This window comes from Gordonia polyisoprenivorans, assembly GCF_017654315.1.
Classification (GTDB): domain Bacteria; phylum Actinomycetota; class Actinomycetes; order Mycobacteriales; family Mycobacteriaceae; genus Gordonia; species Gordonia polyisoprenivorans_A.
Map to the genome: position 1 here is coordinate 5,607,387 of NZ_CP072203.1, position 17,814 is coordinate 5,625,200.

Annotated in this window: 14 protein-coding genes and 1 pseudogene; 7 read left to right on the plus strand and 8 right to left on the minus strand. The window is 68.1% G+C overall.

Annotated features, from left to right (window positions below; all coding sequences use genetic code 11):
- The first annotated feature begins 23 nt into the window (after window positions 1–23).
- The 4 genes from J6U32_RS25165 (at window position 24) to J6U32_RS25180 (ending at window position 2,490) form a co-directional block, all read left to right on the plus strand.
- On the plus strand, window positions 24–290 hold the full coding sequence (locus tag J6U32_RS25165) for a metal-sensitive transcriptional regulator (RefSeq protein WP_208792648.1): 267 nt from the start codon (window positions 24–26) through the stop codon (window positions 288–290).
- A gap of 47 nt (window positions 291–337) precedes the next feature.
- Window positions 338–751, plus strand: a complete 414-nt coding sequence (locus J6U32_RS25170) for a DUF302 domain-containing protein (protein WP_208792649.1) — start codon at window positions 338–340, stop codon at window positions 749–751.
- Window positions 748–1,374 carry a DsbA family protein gene (locus J6U32_RS25175; RefSeq protein WP_208792650.1) on the plus strand — a complete coding sequence of 209 codons (627 nt, stop codon included), beginning with the start codon at window positions 748–750 and terminating at the stop codon, window positions 1,372–1,374. The genes J6U32_RS25170 and J6U32_RS25175 overlap by 4 nt, the downstream gene beginning before the upstream one ends.
- Before the next feature lie 186 nt (window positions 1,375–1,560).
- The gene (locus J6U32_RS25180) at window positions 1,561–2,490 is read left to right on the plus strand and encodes an alpha/beta hydrolase (protein ID WP_208792651.1); all 930 of its coding nucleotides are present in this window, start codon (window positions 1,561–1,563) and stop codon (window positions 2,488–2,490) included.
- 59 nt (window positions 2,491–2,549) lie between these two features.
- Here J6U32_RS25180 and purD read toward each other — a convergent pair whose 3' ends face one another.
- The 4 genes from purD to J6U32_RS25200 form a co-directional block, all read right to left on the minus strand.
- On the minus strand, window positions 2,550–3,803 hold the full coding sequence (purD, locus tag J6U32_RS25185) for a phosphoribosylamine--glycine ligase (protein ID WP_208792652.1): 1,254 nt from the start codon (window positions 3,801–3,803) through the stop codon (window positions 2,550–2,552).
- A gap of 61 nt (window positions 3,804–3,864) precedes the next feature.
- On the minus strand, window positions 3,865–5,112 hold the full coding sequence (locus J6U32_RS25190; protein ID WP_425324159.1) for a low temperature requirement protein A: 1,248 nt from the start codon (window positions 5,110–5,112) through the stop codon (window positions 3,865–3,867).
- Between the two features lie 50 nt (window positions 5,113–5,162).
- Complete coding sequence (locus tag J6U32_RS25195; RefSeq protein ID WP_208792654.1) at window positions 5,163–7,337, minus strand: ArnT family glycosyltransferase; 2,175 nt, start codon at window positions 7,335–7,337, stop codon at window positions 5,163–5,165.
- Window positions 7,338–7,404: 67 nt separating this feature from the next.
- Complete coding sequence (locus tag J6U32_RS25200) at window positions 7,405–8,679, minus strand: glycosyltransferase (RefSeq protein ID WP_208792655.1); 1,275 nt, start codon at window positions 8,677–8,679, stop codon at window positions 7,405–7,407.
- Between the two features lie 145 nt (window positions 8,680–8,824).
- On the opposite strand from J6U32_RS25200, the gene J6U32_RS25205 reads away from it, so the two are divergent.
- Window positions 8,825–10,939 (plus strand): RecQ family ATP-dependent DNA helicase, encoded by a 2,115-nt coding sequence (locus J6U32_RS25205; protein ID WP_208792656.1) that lies wholly within the window; start codon window positions 8,825–8,827, stop codon window positions 10,937–10,939.
- 331 nt (window positions 10,940–11,270) lie between these two features.
- Here J6U32_RS25205 and J6U32_RS25210 read toward each other — a convergent pair whose 3' ends face one another.
- On the minus strand, window positions 11,271–11,696 hold the full coding sequence (locus J6U32_RS25210; protein WP_079928662.1) for an HIT family protein: 426 nt from the start codon (window positions 11,694–11,696) through the stop codon (window positions 11,271–11,273).
- A gap of 216 nt (window positions 11,697–11,912) precedes the next feature.
- Between J6U32_RS25210 and J6U32_RS25215 the strand changes: the two genes are divergently transcribed.
- Together J6U32_RS25215 and J6U32_RS25220 are read left to right on the plus strand one after the other, a co-directional pair.
- Window positions 11,913–12,917: a DNA adenine methylase gene (locus J6U32_RS25215; RefSeq protein ID WP_208796328.1), complete on the plus strand. Its 1,005-nt coding sequence runs from the start codon at window positions 11,913–11,915 to the stop codon at window positions 12,915–12,917.
- A 17-nt stretch (window positions 12,918–12,934) separates the two neighbouring features.
- Complete coding sequence (locus tag J6U32_RS25220) at window positions 12,935–13,774, plus strand: hypothetical protein (RefSeq protein ID WP_208792657.1); 840 nt, start codon at window positions 12,935–12,937, stop codon at window positions 13,772–13,774.
- Window positions 13,775–13,808: 34 nt separating this feature from the next.
- Here the strand turns inward: J6U32_RS25220 and J6U32_RS25225 are convergent.
- The 3 genes and pseudogenes from J6U32_RS25225 to J6U32_RS25235 form a co-directional block, all read right to left on the minus strand.
- A pseudogene (locus J6U32_RS25225) lies at window positions 13,809–15,418 on the minus strand (alkaline phosphatase D family protein).
- A gap of 68 nt (window positions 15,419–15,486) precedes the next feature.
- Window positions 15,487–16,986, minus strand: coding sequence for a HAMP domain-containing sensor histidine kinase (locus tag J6U32_RS25230; protein WP_280118964.1), 1,500 nt, complete (start codon window positions 16,984–16,986; stop codon window positions 15,487–15,489).
- Between the two features lie 64 nt (window positions 16,987–17,050).
- On the minus strand, window positions 17,051–17,755 hold the full coding sequence (locus J6U32_RS25235) for a response regulator transcription factor (protein ID WP_006369679.1): 705 nt from the start codon (window positions 17,753–17,755) through the stop codon (window positions 17,051–17,053).
- Window positions 17,756–17,814 lie beyond the last annotated feature (59 nt).

A 17,814-nucleotide genomic window follows, 5' to 3' on the forward strand; every position in this document is an offset into this window, starting at 1 on the left:
CATCCACAGCGAAGGGAACCCACATGGTCGGCGACGAAGAAGCAATCGCGGTCGTACTCAACCGACTCCGCAGGGCGCACGGCCAACTCGCCGGTGTCATCGCGATGATCGAGCAGGGTCGCGACTGCAAGGACGTGGTCACGCAGCTGGCCGCGGTGTCCAAGGCACTCGACCGGGCGGGTTTCAAGATCGTCGCCACCGGTCTGCGCGAGTGCATCGCCGGCGACGAACCCACCGGCGAACCCATGACCAACGATCAACTGGAAAAACTGTTCCTCGCACTCGCCTGACCACGAGTCGGGCCACACGAGCGCGAGGACGAGAGAAAGGAATCCCGATGGATCTGGCCATCGCCACCACACTGTCCGGCACGAGCTTCGACGAGGCGGTGACGCGTACCCGAGAAGCACTGTCGCAACAAGGATTCGGCGTGCTCACCGAGATCGACGTGACCGCGACGCTGAAGGCCAAACTCGGCGAGGACATGGAACGTTACCTGATTCTCGGTGCCTGCAATCCGCCGCTCGCGCATGCCGCACTCGGCGTCGACCGGCAGATCGGTCTGTTGCTGCCGTGCAATGTGGTGGTCCGTGAGGACACCTCGCGCGCGGAGTCGATCATCGTCGAGGCGATGAACCCCGACCTCATGGTCGCCGTCGCGGACGCACCCGGGCTCCCCGACGTCGCCGCGGCCGCCACCACGAAACTGCGCGCGGCCATCGATGCACTGAGCAGCGCGGTGGCCTCGTGAACGCCTCGCCCACAACCGTTCCCGATGTCGGCGACGTCGAGATCTACGTCGATCCGGCTTGCCCGTTCGCCTGGGCCGCATCCCGCTGGTTGGCCGGCGTGGCCGAGCGCCGGGGCGTAGGAGCCACCTGGCGGCCGATGAGCCTGGCCGTACTCAACGAGGACCGCGAGGTCGGCGGCGCCCACGCCGAGCGGATGATCGTCTCACGCCGGACGGGCCGGCTTCTGGCCGCCGCCGGAGACGAGGCGATGCGCGAGTTGTACTTCGCACTCGGTCGTCGACTGCACAGCGACGGGAGTCCATTGTCGGAGCGCCTGGTTCTCGAGGCGCTCGCCGAGTGCGCACTGCCCACCGATCTGGTTGCCGCCATGGATGATCCCGTCTGGGACGATGCGGTCCGCCGCGCCCATCGTGCCAGCCAGGAAGCGCTCGGAGGCACCGGCGGCAGTCCTATCACCGTCTTCGGTGGACGAGCCTACTTCGGTCCCGTACTCACCGGGATTCCCGGCCGTGACGAGGCCGACCGGCTGTTCGACGCACTGACCACCCTCGCCGGGACGACGGCGTTCGCACAGGTCGAGCGACCGCGGTCCGGACCACCGAACCTGGCGGAGGTCGCCTGATGTGTCACGCAGTCCGGTGCCGCGATTGCGGCAAGACCACATGGTCGGGATGCGGCAGGCATGTCGCGCAGGTGAAGGCCTCGGTGCCCGCGGCGCAATGGTGCCCCGGCCATCCCGACGCCCCGCGTCGCGGATTGTTCGGTCGGCGGCGCTGATCTGGTCCGGTCCCCACTATCGTTGTCGGCGATGCGCCGTGACCGATCCGCCCCGATCCGCCTGTCGCGGCGCGGCGTGCTCGGCGGCGGGCTCGGCGCACTCGCCCTCGGGCTGGCGGCGTGCGCCGAGGACACCGTGGCGCTGGAGAACAACCGCGCCGCACTCCCACCCGGGGACGATCTGCTGGGATCGCCATCCTCGACGATCCCCTCGACACCGCCGGGCGGAGACAATCCGTCCCTGGTCACCGGCAGCTTCACCTCGTCACACATGCTCGGCCGCGACACCGGTTGGGTGGTGGCCCGCCCGGCGGGCGTGAGCGGAACGCTGCCGGTCGTCGTGGTGCTGCACGCGTTGCGCACCGACGAGATGACGATCTTCACCCCGCCATTGGCGATGCACACCGCACTACAGGCCTACGTCGACGCCGGCAACGCACCGTTCGCCATCGCGGCGGTCGACGGGGCGCGCAACTACTGGCACCGCCGCGCCGACGGCTCCGACGGCGCGGCCATGGTGATCGACGAGTTCATCCCGATGCTGTCCACGCATCCGGATCTCGACGTGTCCACCGATCGCATCGGCCTTTACGGCTGGTCGATGGGCGGCTACGGCGCGTTGCGGATCGGTGCGACCCTGGGCGCCCCTCGGGTCGCGGCGATCGCGGTCAGCTCGCCCGCGCTGTGGGCCGATCCACGCACCTTCCCGCCACGTGCCTTCGACGATTATGCCGATTACCAACAGAATTCACTGTTCGGCCAGCAGGACGCGTTCCGTCGGATCCCGCTGATGATCGCCGTTGGCTCCAGCGATCAGTTCTTCACCTACACGCGTGTGTGGGCGGCCGGACTGCATCCGCCGGCCGCGTTCACCAGCGGTCCCGGTGGCCACGACAACCGCTACTGGCGCGGCGTCCTACCCGAGCAGATCGAGTTCCTCGGCCGCAGCCTGCAGGCGTGACCCCTCAAAAACCATTGGCGGACAACAGCTACCGGAAGACAGGGTTCAAGAGAGACGGGCTACAGGGAAATCCGGCCTTCCAGCGCGGCCAGGCCGATGTCGGTGCGGTGATGCGAGCCGGGGAGTTTGACGCCGGCGAGACGCTCGTAGGCCTGTGCGCGTGCCGCCGCGAGATCCTCGCCCACGCCGACGATCCCGAGCACGCGCCCACCCGCGGAGACGATGTTACCCTCCGCGTCACGCTTGGTGCCCGCGTGCAGCACGCCGGGTCCCTCGGCGCCGGTGATCACGTCACCGGTCCGCGGGCTCGCCGGGTAGTTCTCGGCGGCGACCACCACCACCACGGCTGCGCCGTCGGCCCATTCGAGTGGCGGCAGGTCGGCGAGAGTACCGGTCGATGTCGCGTTGAGGGCTTGTCCCAGAGGGGATTTCAGCAGGGCGAGCACGGCCTGGGTCTCCGGGTCACCGAAGCGGCAGTTGAATTCGACCACCGCGGGCCCCTGCTCGCCGATCGCGAGCCCCGCATACAGCAGACCACTGAACGGGCAACCCCGCCGCACCATCTCGGCGGCGACGGGTTCGACGACCTCGGTGACGATGCGGGCGGTGACCTCATCGGGCAACCACGGCAACGGCGTATAGGCGCCCATGCCACCGGTGTTGGGTCCGGTGTCGCCGTCGCCGACGCGCTTGTGGTCCTGGGCGGGGATCAGCGGCACCACGGTCTCACCGTCGACCAGGCAGAACAACGAGACCTCGGGGCCATCGAGGAAGCTCTCCAGCAGCACCGGGTGACCGCTTTCCAGGCATTCGGCGGCGTGATCGCGCGCCGCGGCCCGGTCGGTGGTCACCACGACGCCCTTGCCGGCGGCCAGTCCGTCGTCCTTGACCACCCAGGTCGGCCCGAAACGATCGAGTGCGGCGTCGAGATTCGCCGGATTGTCGACGACCTCGGCGTGGGCGGTGCGCACCCCGGCCGCGGCCATCACGTCTTTGGCGAACGCCTTGGACCCCTCGATGCGGGCCGCGGCGGCACTGGGGCCGAACGTGGCAAAACCCGCCGCGCGCAGGGCGTCCGCGACCCCGAGTACGAGCGGCACCTCCGGGCCGATGACGACGAGGTCGGCGGCGACGGTCCGCGCCAGGACGACCACCTCGTCGGCCGAGGCCACGTCGACGCCGTGGTTGGTGGCGATCGCCGCGGTGCCGGCGTTGCCGGGCGCGACGTGGAGTTCGGTGACCGACGGGTCGTCGGCGAGACCGAGGAGCAGGGCATGTTCGCGGCCGCCCGAGCCGATCACGAGTACGCGCACGTGGATGACTCTAATTCGTCGGGACCCGGTCGGTCCGCGCGGGATTCTCGGCCACCGGCGGTCACCGGTCGGTGAGATCGATCGGGCAGTCCGGATTCCGGGTCGGCGCCGCCTCGGGCCCGCCGAGGGTATTGGCGCGTCGCGTCGTCCCGAAGATCTCGTCGACCACCACGATGAACAGCGGCGCACACGCCACCAGCACCACCGCCGCCGACAGGGACAACCCTGCGTCGGCGGCCCAGACCCCGCCGACGAGGAAGGCGATGGTGCCTGCCCCGCACAGCAGGGTCACCGGGTCGAACGGCAACAAATAGTCGTACATGGCCAGCATGCTGAGGCAGTAGATACCCAGCGGCACCGCCACGGTCGCGACGACCACGCCCGGGCTGATCGTTGCCTCGTGTTCGGTCCACAGGGCGGCGACCTCCAGACCCGCGCCGGTGGCCGCGGCGGCCATGAAGATGACGATGTGCCCATAGCCCCAGGGAAAGCACTTGTCGGGGCGCGCGTGCAACCGGTCGCCGACCGGGATGACGAAGTAGATCCACCACATGGCGAAGGTGACGACGATGGCGGCGACCCCGAAGACCGCGGTCTGCATCGACCACCCCTGTGATTCGACGGCCGCCTGCATCACCGCAACGGTGCCGACCACGCCCTCGCCGAGGGTGATGATCGTCAACAGCGAGTACCGCTCGGCGATGTGGTGCGGATGCCAGGGTGTGGGTTTGACGAAGTTCTCGGCGACGATCGGACCCAGGAGTTCGATGAGCGCGCAGACGGCGATCGCGATGATGGTGGGCCACAGGGCGAGATCGACGATCGCGACGATCACCCACGCCACCTGCGCCACGAGCACCGCGGCGGCGTAGGTGAAGCACGTCTTGCGGTACTCCGCGCTCTGCAGACCCGCCCGGATCCATTGCGTGAGCAGCCCGACACGCATCACCACGTAGCCGATGACGAGGACCCGGATGTCGACGTGCTCGTGATGTTCGATCGAGCTGAACACCGGCGCCACACCCAGCGCCAGGATGGCGACACCGATCATCTGGATCAGCACGACACCGCGGAAGAACCAGTCGTCGGTGTCGAACGCCGAGGCGAACCAACTGAAGTTGATCCACGCCCAGATCGCGGCGAAGGTACACAGCACATAGCCGAACACCGCTGTCCGGTAATGGCCCTCGGCCAGGTAGTGCGCCATCTGGGTGCCCGCGACGGAGAACACCACCACGAAGACGAGGTCGTAGAACAGTTCCAGACTGGTCGCGGCCCGCCCCTGTTGGTGCGGATCGCGGCCGGTCATCCGTGCGAGCCGATGCCCGATCCGTGAAGTCACCAGGGCACCCTAACGGATCAGGTCGGTGACGTCAGGTCATACAAGGTGACATTGTCGATCGTCAACTTGGTGAAATGGGCCTCCACCCACTCGGTGATCTGGGCCGACGTGCCGTCCGACCGGCCACCCATCATCATGCCGCCACCGATGAAGTAGTGGATCTTCTTCTGCTCCACCAACTTCTGGAACTGCGCGAGTGTCGGCGACGGGTCGGTTCCGTTGAAGCCGCCGATCGGCATCACCGAGTGGCCCGATTCGAGTTGATATCCCGACGCCGTGTTGGACCCGATGGCCGCGGCTACCCAGGTGAAGTCGTCGGCGTTCTTTCGGAGCGTCGCAACCATCTCGGCGCTGGGCGTCGAGCCCATCAGCAATCCGCCGGCCGGACCGCCCATGCCACCCATTGCGCCGTAGGCGCCGGTGCGCCCGCCGAATCCGCCGGGCATCTGGCCCGTGCCGGGCAGCCGTCCCATGCCGCCGGGCATCTGTCCCTGTCCCATTCCGGGCGTCTGACCCATACCGCCGGGCATTTGCCAGCGACGGTTGCCGCGTCCGGGACCGCCGAATCCACCGGGTCCGTCACCCTCGACGCGGGGTCCCGCGCTGATGATCGAGCCCTGTTTGGCGGTGGTGATGGTGTCGATCGTGTACGCCAGCGGACCGGCCAGGCCCGCGACGAGCGCCAGCACCAGAGCCAGCGCCGAGAGGTAGACACGATGCGCGAGGAGCATCACCGCACCGCCGACCACGCCGACGAACAGGACGATCCAGCGCAGCCACGGCACGAAATCCGGTGAGCGCCCGAGCAACACGAACGCCCAGATCGCGCCGAACCACACGGCGACCGCGAGCAGTATGCGCACCCACAGCCTCTCGCGGACCCGCCAGGCCACGGCCGCACCACCGGCGAGAACCGCCGCCACCGCGGGTGCGAGCGCTGCGGTGTAGTAGCTGTGGAAGATGCCGGCCATGAAGCTGAAGACCGCCATCGTGATGAGCAGCCACAGCCCCCACACCGAGAGGTAGGCGCGACGCAGGTCGGTGCGCGCCGTGCTGCGGTAGCGGCCGAGGATCACCAGCGCACCGACGCCCAGGATCAACGCGCTCGGGATGAGCCAGGCGATTTGGCCGCCCTGGGCGGGTTGGAACATCCGCCAGATCCCGGTTTCGCCCCACATGCCGCCTCGACCGCCAAGACCGCCGGGCCCGCCGAAGTCACCACCGGGAAAGCCCATGCCACCGAAGGCACCACGGTCATATCCGCGTCCACCGCCGGGCATGACGCTGCCGGTCTCATCGCCGGAGAGTCGGCCGAAACCGTTGTAACCCAACGTGAGTTCGAGGATCGAGTTGTTCTGCGACCCGCCGATCCAAGGCCGCGACGACGCCGGCCACAGCTCGACGGTGAGAATCCACCAGCCCGCGCTGACGACGAGTGCGGCCAGCGCGGCCACCAGATGTCCGACGCGTTTGACCCACCCGTGGGGCCCGAATGCGAGGTAGGTCAGGGCCAGCGGCGGCACGATCAGCATCACCTGGAGTTGCTTGGTGAGGAAGCCGAATCCGACGAAGACACCGACCAGGATCATCCACCGAAGCCGGCCGTCCTCGACCGCGCGCAGACACGCCCAGACCGCGGCGATCATCAGCAGGATGAGCAGCGCCTCGGGATTGTTGAAGCGGAACATCATCGCCGCGACCGGCGTCAACGCCAGCACGCCGCCGGCGAGGATGCCCGCCCAATGCCCGAGGTAGCGGCGGGTGACCCAGTACAGCAGCGCCACCGACGCCACACCCATCAACGCGTTGGGCACCAGGATGGCCCACGAATTGAGCCCGAAGATGCGCACCGAGATCGCCGGAATCCACAGCGAGGCAGGGGGTTTGTCGACGGTGATGGAGTTCGCCATGTCCGACGAACCGAAGAACCACGCCTTCCACGATTGCGAACCGGCCTGGATGGCCGCCGAGTAGAAGGAGTTGGCCCACCCATTGAGCGACAGGTGCCAGAGGTCGATGATCGCGGTCACCACGATCAGTAGGGCCAGCGTCGAGGATTTCCACACCGCCGGCGGATCGGCGGGTACCGAGACAGGGCTACGGCCCCGGGAGTTCTCATCCGGGGCCGTAACTGGGGTGGTACTGGTCGGGGGCGAATTCTCGGGGATCGAGGATTTGTCGGGTTCGCTCATGGTCTCTTTCACCGGCCCGCTGCGCGGGGGAGTTGTGAGGCGCGGTTCTGTCGGTTGCTCGCCGGCGTCAGGGCTGCGCGGACCCGGCGGCCGGGCGACGCTGCAGATGCGAGCGGAACACCCACCGTAGTCCGACGAATCGGGTGGCGGTGGCGACCAGGTTGGCGATCACGAGCACCAGCAACTCGACGTGCTTGCCCGCGCCGGGGGCGAAGTGGTCGAGACCGAACAGCGACAGCGCGGTCACCGCCCACCCGAACAGGAACACCCCGAAACCGAAGAACTGATGCTTGACCGCGTCCTCGCGCCCCTGCACACCGAAGCTGAAACGCCGGTTGGCCGCGGTGTTGAGGACAGCGGTCACCGCGAGTGCCACGAAGTTGGACACCTGCGCGCCCAGGAAGGAGTGCAACAGCAGGTAGAGGACGGCGTAGGCGATCGTGCAGATGACGCCGACGACGCAGAACCGCACGAGTTGGCCGACCATGCCGTGCGGCACGCCCGCGATCGCCGGTCCGGGCGCGCGTTCGCGGCCGACGGTGGTGCGCAGGTCGGCGATCGGCAGCTTGCCGGAGGTGAGCGCATAGCCGACCCGCGCGCAGCCCTTGAGATCTTCGACCGCGGTGGAGACGATGTCGACGGTGCTGTTGGGGTCGTCGACCCAGTCGACCGGAACCTCGGCGATCCGCAAACCGATGCGTTCGGCGATGACGAGCAGCTCGGTGTCGAAGAACCAGCCGGTGTCCTCGATGTAGGGCAGCACCTGGCGGCCGATGTCGGTGCGCATCGCCTTGAAGCCGCACTGGGCGTCGGAGAACTTGGCGCGCATCGTGGTTCGCAGGATCAGGTTGTACGAGCGGGAGATGAACTCGCGCTTCGGCCCGCGCACCACCCGCGAGTCCTTCGACAACCGGGTGCCGATCGCGACGTCGGAGTGGCCCGAGATCAGCGGGGCGATCAGCGGCATCAACGCGTTGAGATCGGTGGACAGGTCGACGTCGCAGTAGGCGACGATCTGGGCGTCGCTGCGTGACCACACCGCCTTGAGCGCGCGACCGCGGCCTTTCTCGTCGAGGTGGGCGACGCGGATGCCGTCGAGCTCGTCGGCGATGCCCGCCGCGATGGCGACCGTGGAGTCGGTGCTCGCGTTGTCGGCCACGGTGATTCGCGCCGAGAACGGCACGTTGGTACGGAGATGGTCGTGCAGTCGCTGCAGGCATCGGGCGATGTCGTTCTCCTCGTTGTACACGGGAACGACGATGTCGAGGACGGGGGCAGCGGCGGAGCTGTCGGCGACCACCATGATCGGGGCGGCGGCCTGCGGGATCGCTTCTGTCGTCATGCCCATAAGCCTCGCGGCCCCGGCTGACCCCACTCTGCGCTCGACCTGCCAGTTACCTGTGAGCTGACACCCCTGCCCACCGCGCCCGCGATGCCCGATCTGCGCAGGTCAGGGCGTTGTCGGCGCAGGACGATAGATTGGGCACATGTCGGGCACCCAGACGCTGAACTCCCCGGATTTCGCGGCCGCGCAAGCCGTCATCACCAGCCTCGCCGGGCCGGACGCGGCACTGCGCGATGACCAGCTCGAGGCGATCGCGGGACTGACCACGGTGGCCGCGGCGCGGGTGCTTGTCGTGCAGGCCACCGGGTGGGGCAAGTCCGCGGTGTACTGGGCGGCGACGGCCATCCTGCGGCAGCGTCGGCACGGCGCGACGCTGATCGTGTCGCCGCTGTTGTCGTTGATGCGCGATCAGGTGTCGGCGGCCGAGCGGGCCGGTCTGCGCGCGGCGACGCTGAACTCGTCGAATGTGTCGGAGTGGAGCGAGATCGAGGCGTCGTTGCGCGCAGACGATCTCGATGTGCTGCTGGTGTCGCCGGAGCGGCTGGCCAATCCAGGGTTCGGGCGTCGCGTGCTCGACGCGATGGCCGGGCGGCTGGGCCTGCTCGTCATCGACGAGGCGCATGCGATCTCGGACTGGGGGCACGATTTCCGGCCGGACTATCGGCGAGTCGCCGATGTCCTGCGCACGCTCAACCCGGATACGCCGGTCCTGGCGACCACGGCCACCGCCAACGAGCGGGTCACCGCCGACGTCGCGGCACAGTTGAGTGCAGGCGGCGGCGCCGGTACGCAGACCCTGGTGCTGCGCGGTTCGCTGGCGCGAAAGTCGCTGCACCTGAATGTGATCGACGGCCTCTCCCCCATCCAGCGGTACGCGTGGGTGGCGCAGCATCTCCCGGAGCTGCCGGGGTCGGGGATCGTCTATGTCCTCACCGTCGCCGATGCCGACCGGCTCGTCGGCGCGATCCGAGCGGTCCATGGTGACGACTTCCCGGTTGCCGCCTACACCGGGCAGCTCGATGCCGATCGCCGCCACCAGCTCGAGGACGCGTTGCTGCGCAACGATGTCAAGGCACTCGTGGCCACCTCGGCGCTGGGTATGGGATACGACAAACCCGACCTCGGTTTCGTGGTGCACGTCGGACCGCCGCCGTCGCCGGTGTCCTACTACCAGCAGGTCGGTCGCGCCGGGCGTGCGCTCGACGAGGCCGTGGTGATGCTGCTCGCCTCGGCCACCGACGACGCGATCTGGGAGCATTTCGCCACCGCGACCATCCCCGACCCCAAGCGCATGCAGGTGGTCCTCGACGCGCTCGGCGAGTCCGACGAGCCGATGAGTGTCGTCGCACTCGAGGCGCAGACGGGGGTGCGGCGGGGCCGAATCGAGTTGATGCTCAAGCAACTCGCCGTCGACGGCGCCACCGAACGCGGCTCCGACGGCTGGTCGGTGACCGGCCGGCCGTGGTCCTTCGACGCCGCGCACTACGACGGTGTGCTCGCGGTCCGCCGCCGCGAGGCCGACATCATGCGCGACTACATCTCCTCGCGACGCTGCCTGATGCAGCTGCTCACCGAGTCGCTCGACGACCCGGACGCCGGGGCGTGCGGCCGCTGTTCGGTGTGTCTCGGCCACCTCACCGAGCCACTCGACGACGCCGTCGATCCGGCGGTGGTGCGCTCGGTGACGGTCTCGCTACGGCGGGCCGCGCAGGTACTCGAGCCCCGCAAGATGTGGCCGGGCGGCGAAATCGGCCGCGGCCGGATTCCTGCCGCACGTCTGGCCGAACCCGGCCGGGTACTCGCGCACGCCGACGCACCGGAGTGGTCGGAGTTGCTCGCCGCCGCATGCGATCACGATGCGCAGGCGCTCGCCGACCTCGGTGATGCGGCGGTGGCGACGCTGTCGGCGTGGGGCCGCGAGTCCGGTATCCGGCCGGATCTCATCTGTTCGCTGCGTCTGACCGGCACCACCCTGGCCACCGATCTCGCCGCGCACCTCTGCTCGGTCGGCAAACGCGAGGGCGTGGCGATGCCCGTACAGATGGGCGACGGGCCACCCCGGGACGCTCCCGGTGCCGCCGAAGCCGCGTTCTGGCAGGCCCGGCTCGGCGAGCCGCCGGCCGAGGTGGCGGGCCGTGCGGTGTTGCTGGTCGTCGACGAGTCCCGGTCGGGTTGGCCGATCACGTTGGCCGCGAGCGCTTTACGCGATGCGGGCGCGACTGCGGTGCTGCCCCTGCTGATCCATCGGACGGTGTGAGGGGGCGGCACCGCGCCTCGAGACCCTGCGCCGATTACCTGTCAACTGATCGATGGAGTCCGGCAATTCGGGTAGTGCGCTACGCGTTCGCCGCGGGCGCCGTCCGGCGATGGTGAGTGGGTCCACTCCAGGACATCCACCGACCCACCGGAGGTGGGCCGACCGACAAGGAGAACACCATGGGAGCAGCAGCGGGACTCATCATCGGCGCGTGCTTGGCAGGCGCGGCGTACATGACCTACAAGATGGCGACGCAGAGCTCGACCTCGGACGGGGGTGCCGACGCCGGAGCCCAGTGACCCGGAAACCGTGAGAGCTCCGGGCACGCGTGTCAGTCGTTCACGTACTCGCTGTAGCCCGTCGAACGCAGCGCGTCCCGGATCTTCTCGGCATCGGCGTCGAGTTCGGCGGGGGTGATGTCCTTGCGGGCGTTGGACAGGTCGAAGGTCTCCATACTCAGCGCCGGGAAGACGTGGATGTGCACGTGCGGCACCTCGAGGCCGGCGATCAGCAATCCCATCCGCGGGGCGTCGAACGCCTCCTTGACCGCACGCCCGACCTTCTGCGCGACGTCGGTGAGGTGGGTGAAGGACGCGGTATCCATCTGCTCCCAGTGATCGACCTCTTTGCGGGGTACCACCAGCAGGTGTCCAGGGGTGACCGGCTCGATGGTCAGGAACGCCACGGCTTGTCCGTCCTGCCAGACGAATCGACCGGGTAGCTCTCCGTTGATGATCTTCGTGAAAACCGACGACATGCACCTCAGTCTAGGGTGCGGGCCGCCCGCGGGGACCCGGGCGCAGCCAAGATGTTCACCACCGTGTCGGCCAACCGCCGTGTTGGCGTCAGACTGTCGGGGGCCCGTGACATCCTTGCTGCTGTGAGTCACGCCGAGTCCCCCACCGCATCATCTCGACGTGTCGCCTCCACCGACATCGTCGCCTCCGCGCAGCGCTTTCCGCGGTTGCGGTACATGGGCTCCAAGTACCGTCTGCTGCCGCATCTCGAGCGCACCTTCGCCGAGATCGGCGGTACCACCGCCGTTGACGCGTTCTCCGGGTCGGGTGTCGTGTCCTACCTGCTCAAGGCGCAGGGATTCACGGTGGCCACCAACGACTTCCTCAATTTCCCGCACGTCATCACCCGCGCCACGGTCGTCAACTCGTCGGTGCGGCTCGAGGCCGACCTCATCGAGGAGATCTGCGGGCCGCCCGCCGACGACCGGGATTTCATCTCCTCGACCTTCGACGGCCTGTACTTCGACGCGGCCGATCGCGCGTTCCTGGATTCGGCGTGGTCGCACATCGACCGGCTGCGGGGTTATCGGCGCGATCTGGCGATCTCGGCGCTGGTGTTGTCCGCGGCGCGCAAGCAACCGCGCGGGGTGTTCACCTTCACCGATTCCAGCCGGTATGCCGACGGACGCCGTGACCTGCGGATGTCGCTGCGCGACCACTTCCGGCTGCGCGCCGCCGCCGACTACAACGCGACGGTGTTCAGCAACGGCTCACGGCATCACAGTTCGTGCGGCGACGTCTTCGAGCTCGACGCCACCGGCGTGCTTGGAGGTGCTCCGGATCTGGTGTACCTCGATCCGCCGTACGCGCCGCCGTCCGACGACAACGACTACATCAAGCGCTACCACTTTCTCGAGGGGCTCTCGGCGTACTGGCAGGGCATGACGATCATGGAGAACACCAAGACCAAGAAGCTGCCCAAGCGGTACACCCCGTTCGCCTACAAACACTCCATCGACGACGCGTTGGTGCGGACCTTCGACCACTTCACCGATGCCGGCGCGATCGTGCTGTCGTACTCGTCCAACGCACTCCCCGGCCCCGATCGCATCGTCGATCTGCTCGGCAAGGTCAAGCCACATGTCGAGGTCATCGCGATCGATCACAAGTACAGCTTCGGCACCCATGCCGCGGCGGCGCGGCGTGACGTCAGCGAGTTCTTGTTCATCGGTCGGGACTGAGCGGGACCACCGAGCCGATGGCCGACGCGCCCGACTTCGACGAGTACCTGAAGACGCTGGGACGCTTGACCTCTCACGTCGACCCGACGGCGTCGACACCCGAGGCCGAGCACATCGCGGCCGCCACTGCCGGACTCGGTGAGCTGATGGCCACCGACGTCGCCGGTCTCGCGGCGTGGGTACGGGAGAATCCCGGTGATGTCCCGGTGCTGGGTCTGGCGATCGGGTTGTCGCAGGAGAAGCTGAAAAACGTTCTGCGCGACCGGTTCGACACCTCCGGGTGGCACGGTCTGGCGCGGCAGCGGCCCGTCGAGTTGATCACGTGGCTCGACGAGGAGTTCGACCTGGTGCGCATGCTCACCGCCCAGATGGACCGCACCTACACCTTCGCCGACATCCTCGTCGCCCGCGCCGGCACCCGATTGACCGCAACGCGCGCGGGTGCGTCGGGCCGCCGCATCGAGGACCACATCGAGGACATCGCCCGCGATCTGGGCCTCGACTACGTGACCCGCTCCCGGTTCTCCGGCCGCAACGGGCGCACCGCACCGGCCGATCTGATCGTCGGTAATCCGAACGCACCCGACATCGTGGTCGCGGCAAAGGGTTTCGATTCGACCGGGTCCAAGCTCACCGACGCGGTCCGGGAGATCGAGGAGATGGCCGAGGTGCGGTTGCCGCGGCAGCTGGTCCTCGCGGTGATCGACGGGATCGGCTGGAAGTCCCGCCAGGCCGATCTGCGGCGCATCCACCAGCTGTGGGTGGACCGGCAGATCGACGGCATGTACACCCTGGTCACCCTCGACCGTTTCCGCGCCGACGTCACCGAGTTCGCGCGGTTGCGCCGGCTGATCTGAGCGCGCCCGATCGGCTCGTCGGCGCGCGTCGGAGTCAGGGCGTCAACTCCTTGGTGTACAACACCTGTCCGCGAGAGTCGCAGAGGTCGACGGTGAGGACCTTGGTGTCCTTGGCGATGCGGACCTCCCCGAAGTGCTGAAAGCCTTCTGCCGGTGAGGTGTTGGCCTTCTGCGGGGCGTGGACGTACTCGTAGCGCGGGCCGAACGTGGCGTCGAGCGGGCTGACCGGGAACGCGCCGGCGTGCAGGGGTCCGCTGACGAACTCCCAGAACGGGGAGAATTCGCGGAAGGTGGCGCGGTCGGGCTCGTAGGAGATGGCCGCGGTGTAGTGGACATCGGCGGTGAGGAACACCTTGCCGGTGACGTTCTCGGTCTGCGAGAGCACCTTCGAGAAGGCGATCTCCCGGCCGCGGGGCGCGCCCGGATCTCCTTGTGCCACTGCTTCCATCGACTTCGGACCGTGGCGTGGATCGGACAGCGCATCGGCAACGACGATGCTGATCGGCAGGTCGTTGGCGATCACCTTCCAGGTCGCCCTCGACGATCGCAGGGAGTCGATGAGCCAGCGCGTCTGTTCGGCGCCGAGGATGCCGCCGTCGTCGGTGGTCGACCAGTTGGCCGGATTCGGGTCCTTGTAGGTGCGCATGTCGAGCAGGAACACGTCGAGCAGCGGACCGTGGGAGACCTTGCGGTACACCCGGTTTCCGGTGGCCTCGGAGACCGGCTGCCATTCACGCCAGGCCTGCCGCGCGTTGCGGGCCAGGGTGTTGACGTCGGTCTGGGTGTAACCGTCTCGTTTCTGACCGGTCAGGTTTTCCCCCGGGTACCAGTTGTTGAGTACCTCGTGGTCATCCCACTGGATGAGCTGGCCGACGCTCGCGGCGAATCGCCGGTAGTTTCCGTCGGTCAGGTTGTAGGCGTAGTTGCCGCGGAAGTCGTCGACGGTTTGTGCCACATGCGCTTTGGCGGGTGTGGTGACATTGCGGTAGAGCTGCCCGTTGTTCTGCTTCTGGGTCGGGTTGATGGTGTTGTCGGCGTATATGGCGTCGCCGGAGTGGATGAAGAAGTCCGGTACGCGGTCGGCCATCACCCCGAAGACGGGGAGGCCCCCGATGTCGGGGTTGATTCCCCAGCCCTGCCCGACAACATCACCCGACCAGAGAAAGTGCACGTCGCCGGCGGTGACCTGGGCGGTGCGGAACATGCCGGTGACCGGCTCACCGACCGCGCCGGTGGGGCCTTCGAGGCGAACCCGGTAGTGCACGGTCTGCCCCGGCGGGAGGCCGGCGACCCGCACCCGGCCGGTGCCGTCGGTCAGCGGGGTCAGCAGCGGTCCCGTGAAAGTCCGTGTGTTGCGAAGGTTTCGGTGGCCGAGGTCTCCACGATCATTCGGGCCGGCGAGTCCGAGCGTGCCCACACCACCGCGCCGCTCGCGCTCTGATCGCCCGCGGCCACCCCGTGGGTCAGGCGTGGGCGCGGACGCAGCAGACCCGGTGAGGTGGGTGCGGCACTCGCGCGGCCGGCCATCACCGAGCCGGTGGGCAGCACCAACGCACCGATCGCCGCCGCGCGCAGCAACTCGCGTCGGGTGGGGGTGCCGGCAGATCGTGTGGACGTGGACGGTTCAACAGATCCTGGGGGCATTGTGTGAGAATCGCCCATTCCGGCGACGGGACCGCGAACTCCGGGTGACGTGGAGGTGACGGTGCCAGTCAGTCCGCGAGTCGCGGCAGCCGCACCCAGAAGCAGGCGCCCTCGCCCGGCGTCGAGTCGACCCCGACGCGGCCACCTTGCGCGTCGACCAGCGCGGCAACGATCGACAAGCCCAGTCCGCTGCCGCCGCCCTCGCCCCGCGATCGCGAACTGTCGCCACGATAGAAGCGCTCGAACACGTGGGAACGCTCGTCGGGCGTGAGTCCCTGACCGGTGTCGGTGACGGTGACCAGCACATCGCCGACCCCGTCGAGTACGCCGACGCCGACGGTGATCGTCGCCTCCGGCGGGGTGTGGACGACGGCGTTGTTGACGAGGTTGCGGATCACCTGCACCAACCGCGCCGAGTCGCCGCGCACGACGGGCGGCTCGTCCGACGGCGACACCTGTAGCCGGATCTCACGGTCGGGGGCTGCGGCACGCGAGGCCTGCACGGTGTCGGCGGCGAGCATCAGCATGTCGACGGGCTCGGCGTTGAGCGGCCGGTGGGCGTCGAGCCGCGCGAGCATCAGCAGATCCTCGACGAGGAGTTTCATGCGGGCGGCCTCGTCGTCGATCCGGCGCATCGCATCGCCCGGGTCGGCGACCGCGCCCTGCCGATACAGCTCGGCGAACCCCTTGATCGAGGTCAGCGGGGTGCGCAGTTCGTGACTGGCGTCGGCGACGAAGCGCCGCATCTTCTCCTCGGAATGCCGGGCCTGCTGTTCGGAGGCGGCCGTCGTGGCAAAGGCGTGCTGGATCTGGCCGAGCATCGTGTTGAGCGAGGCGGACAGGCTACCGACCTCGGTGTTGGGTGGGCCCGGGGCCACCCGCATGTTGAGGTTGCCCGCGGCGATCGCGTGGGCGGTCTCCTCGACCCGCCGCAGTGGCCGCAGGCTCGACCGGACCACCAGATAGCTGAGCACGCCGAGAACCACGACCACGCCCGCGCCGATGCCGAACTGCAGCCACATCAGTCGGGACAAGGTCTTGTTCACGTCGGAGAGCGGGACGGCGACCACCGAGACCCCATCGGGGCCAATGTGTTTGATGACCCGCCACTGGGGTCCGTCGCCGTCCTGCGAGCCGACCGTCGTCGGCGAGACGTTGCCGTCGGACAGTCCGCTCAGGTCAGGGGTGTGGGTGAAATCGTTGGCGTTGGAGATGACCTGCCCGGAATTGAGGGTGGTCATCACGAAGAACGACGACGGCGGCCGGCGCGGTCCGATGGGCGGGCCCTGCGTCTGATCCATATCCGGGTTGCGGGGTTTGGCCCACGTCCCCACCGCCGACACCAGGCCCTGATCGGTGCGCGAGAGCAGATCCGAGCGCATCGCCGAGGTCACCGCGATCCCCGACACCAGCAACCCGAAAGCCACCAACACCATGGTGAGCGCGACCAGCGAGATACGCAGTGGAACACCACGTGTGCGGGTCTTTGCCACCTTCGTTGCGGGTGAGGTCGGGGCACCTGCCGGCGGCTCGGCCGGCGGCGCCGCCGATCGGGTGCGAACACTCATGGGGATACCGTGCCGCAATCGGTCCGGTCCGCGCCATGCGGGTTCGGGCCATACGGGTTCGGACTCACCGCGGCTCCCGCATGACGTATCCGACGCCACGCAAGGTATGGATCAGCGGTGTGACACCGTAATCGAGTTTGCGGCGCAGGTAGGAGACATAGGATTCGACGACGTTGACCTCGCCCCCGAAGTCGTAGTTCCAGACGTGGTCGAGGATGCGTGGCTTGGACAGCACCGTGCCCGCGTTGACCATGAAGTAGCGCAGGAGGGTGAACTCGGTCGGCGACAACGAGATCAGCTTGCCGGCCTTCCATACCTCGTGGGTTTCGTCGTCGAGTTCGAGGTCGGCGAAGGTGACCCGCGAGACCTCTTTGGCCCGCTCGTCGAAACCGCTGCGCCGCAACAGGACCTGCAGCCGGGCCACCACTTCTTCGAGGCTGAACGGTTTGGTGACGTAATCGTCGCCGCCGACGGTGAGTCCGTTGACCTTGTCCTCGACGGAGTCCTTGGCCGACAGGAACAGCGCGGGCGCCGAGATCCCGTCGGCACGCAGACGCCGCAGTAGTCCGAATCCGTCCATCCCCGGCATCATCACGTCGAGGATGAGGACGTCGGGTTTGAAGTTGCGGCATCGGTCGATGGCCTCGGGGCCGCCCGCGGCGGTCTCCACCTCGTAGCCCTGGAACTTCAATGACACTGACAGCAATTCACGAATGTTCGCCTCGTCGTCGACGACGAGGACCTTCGCTCCCTGACCCGTTTCGCTCACATGTATCACCTTCCGCCTCCAGTCTGCCATGCGGCTGGCATCCGGCTGGGAGCTTTCTG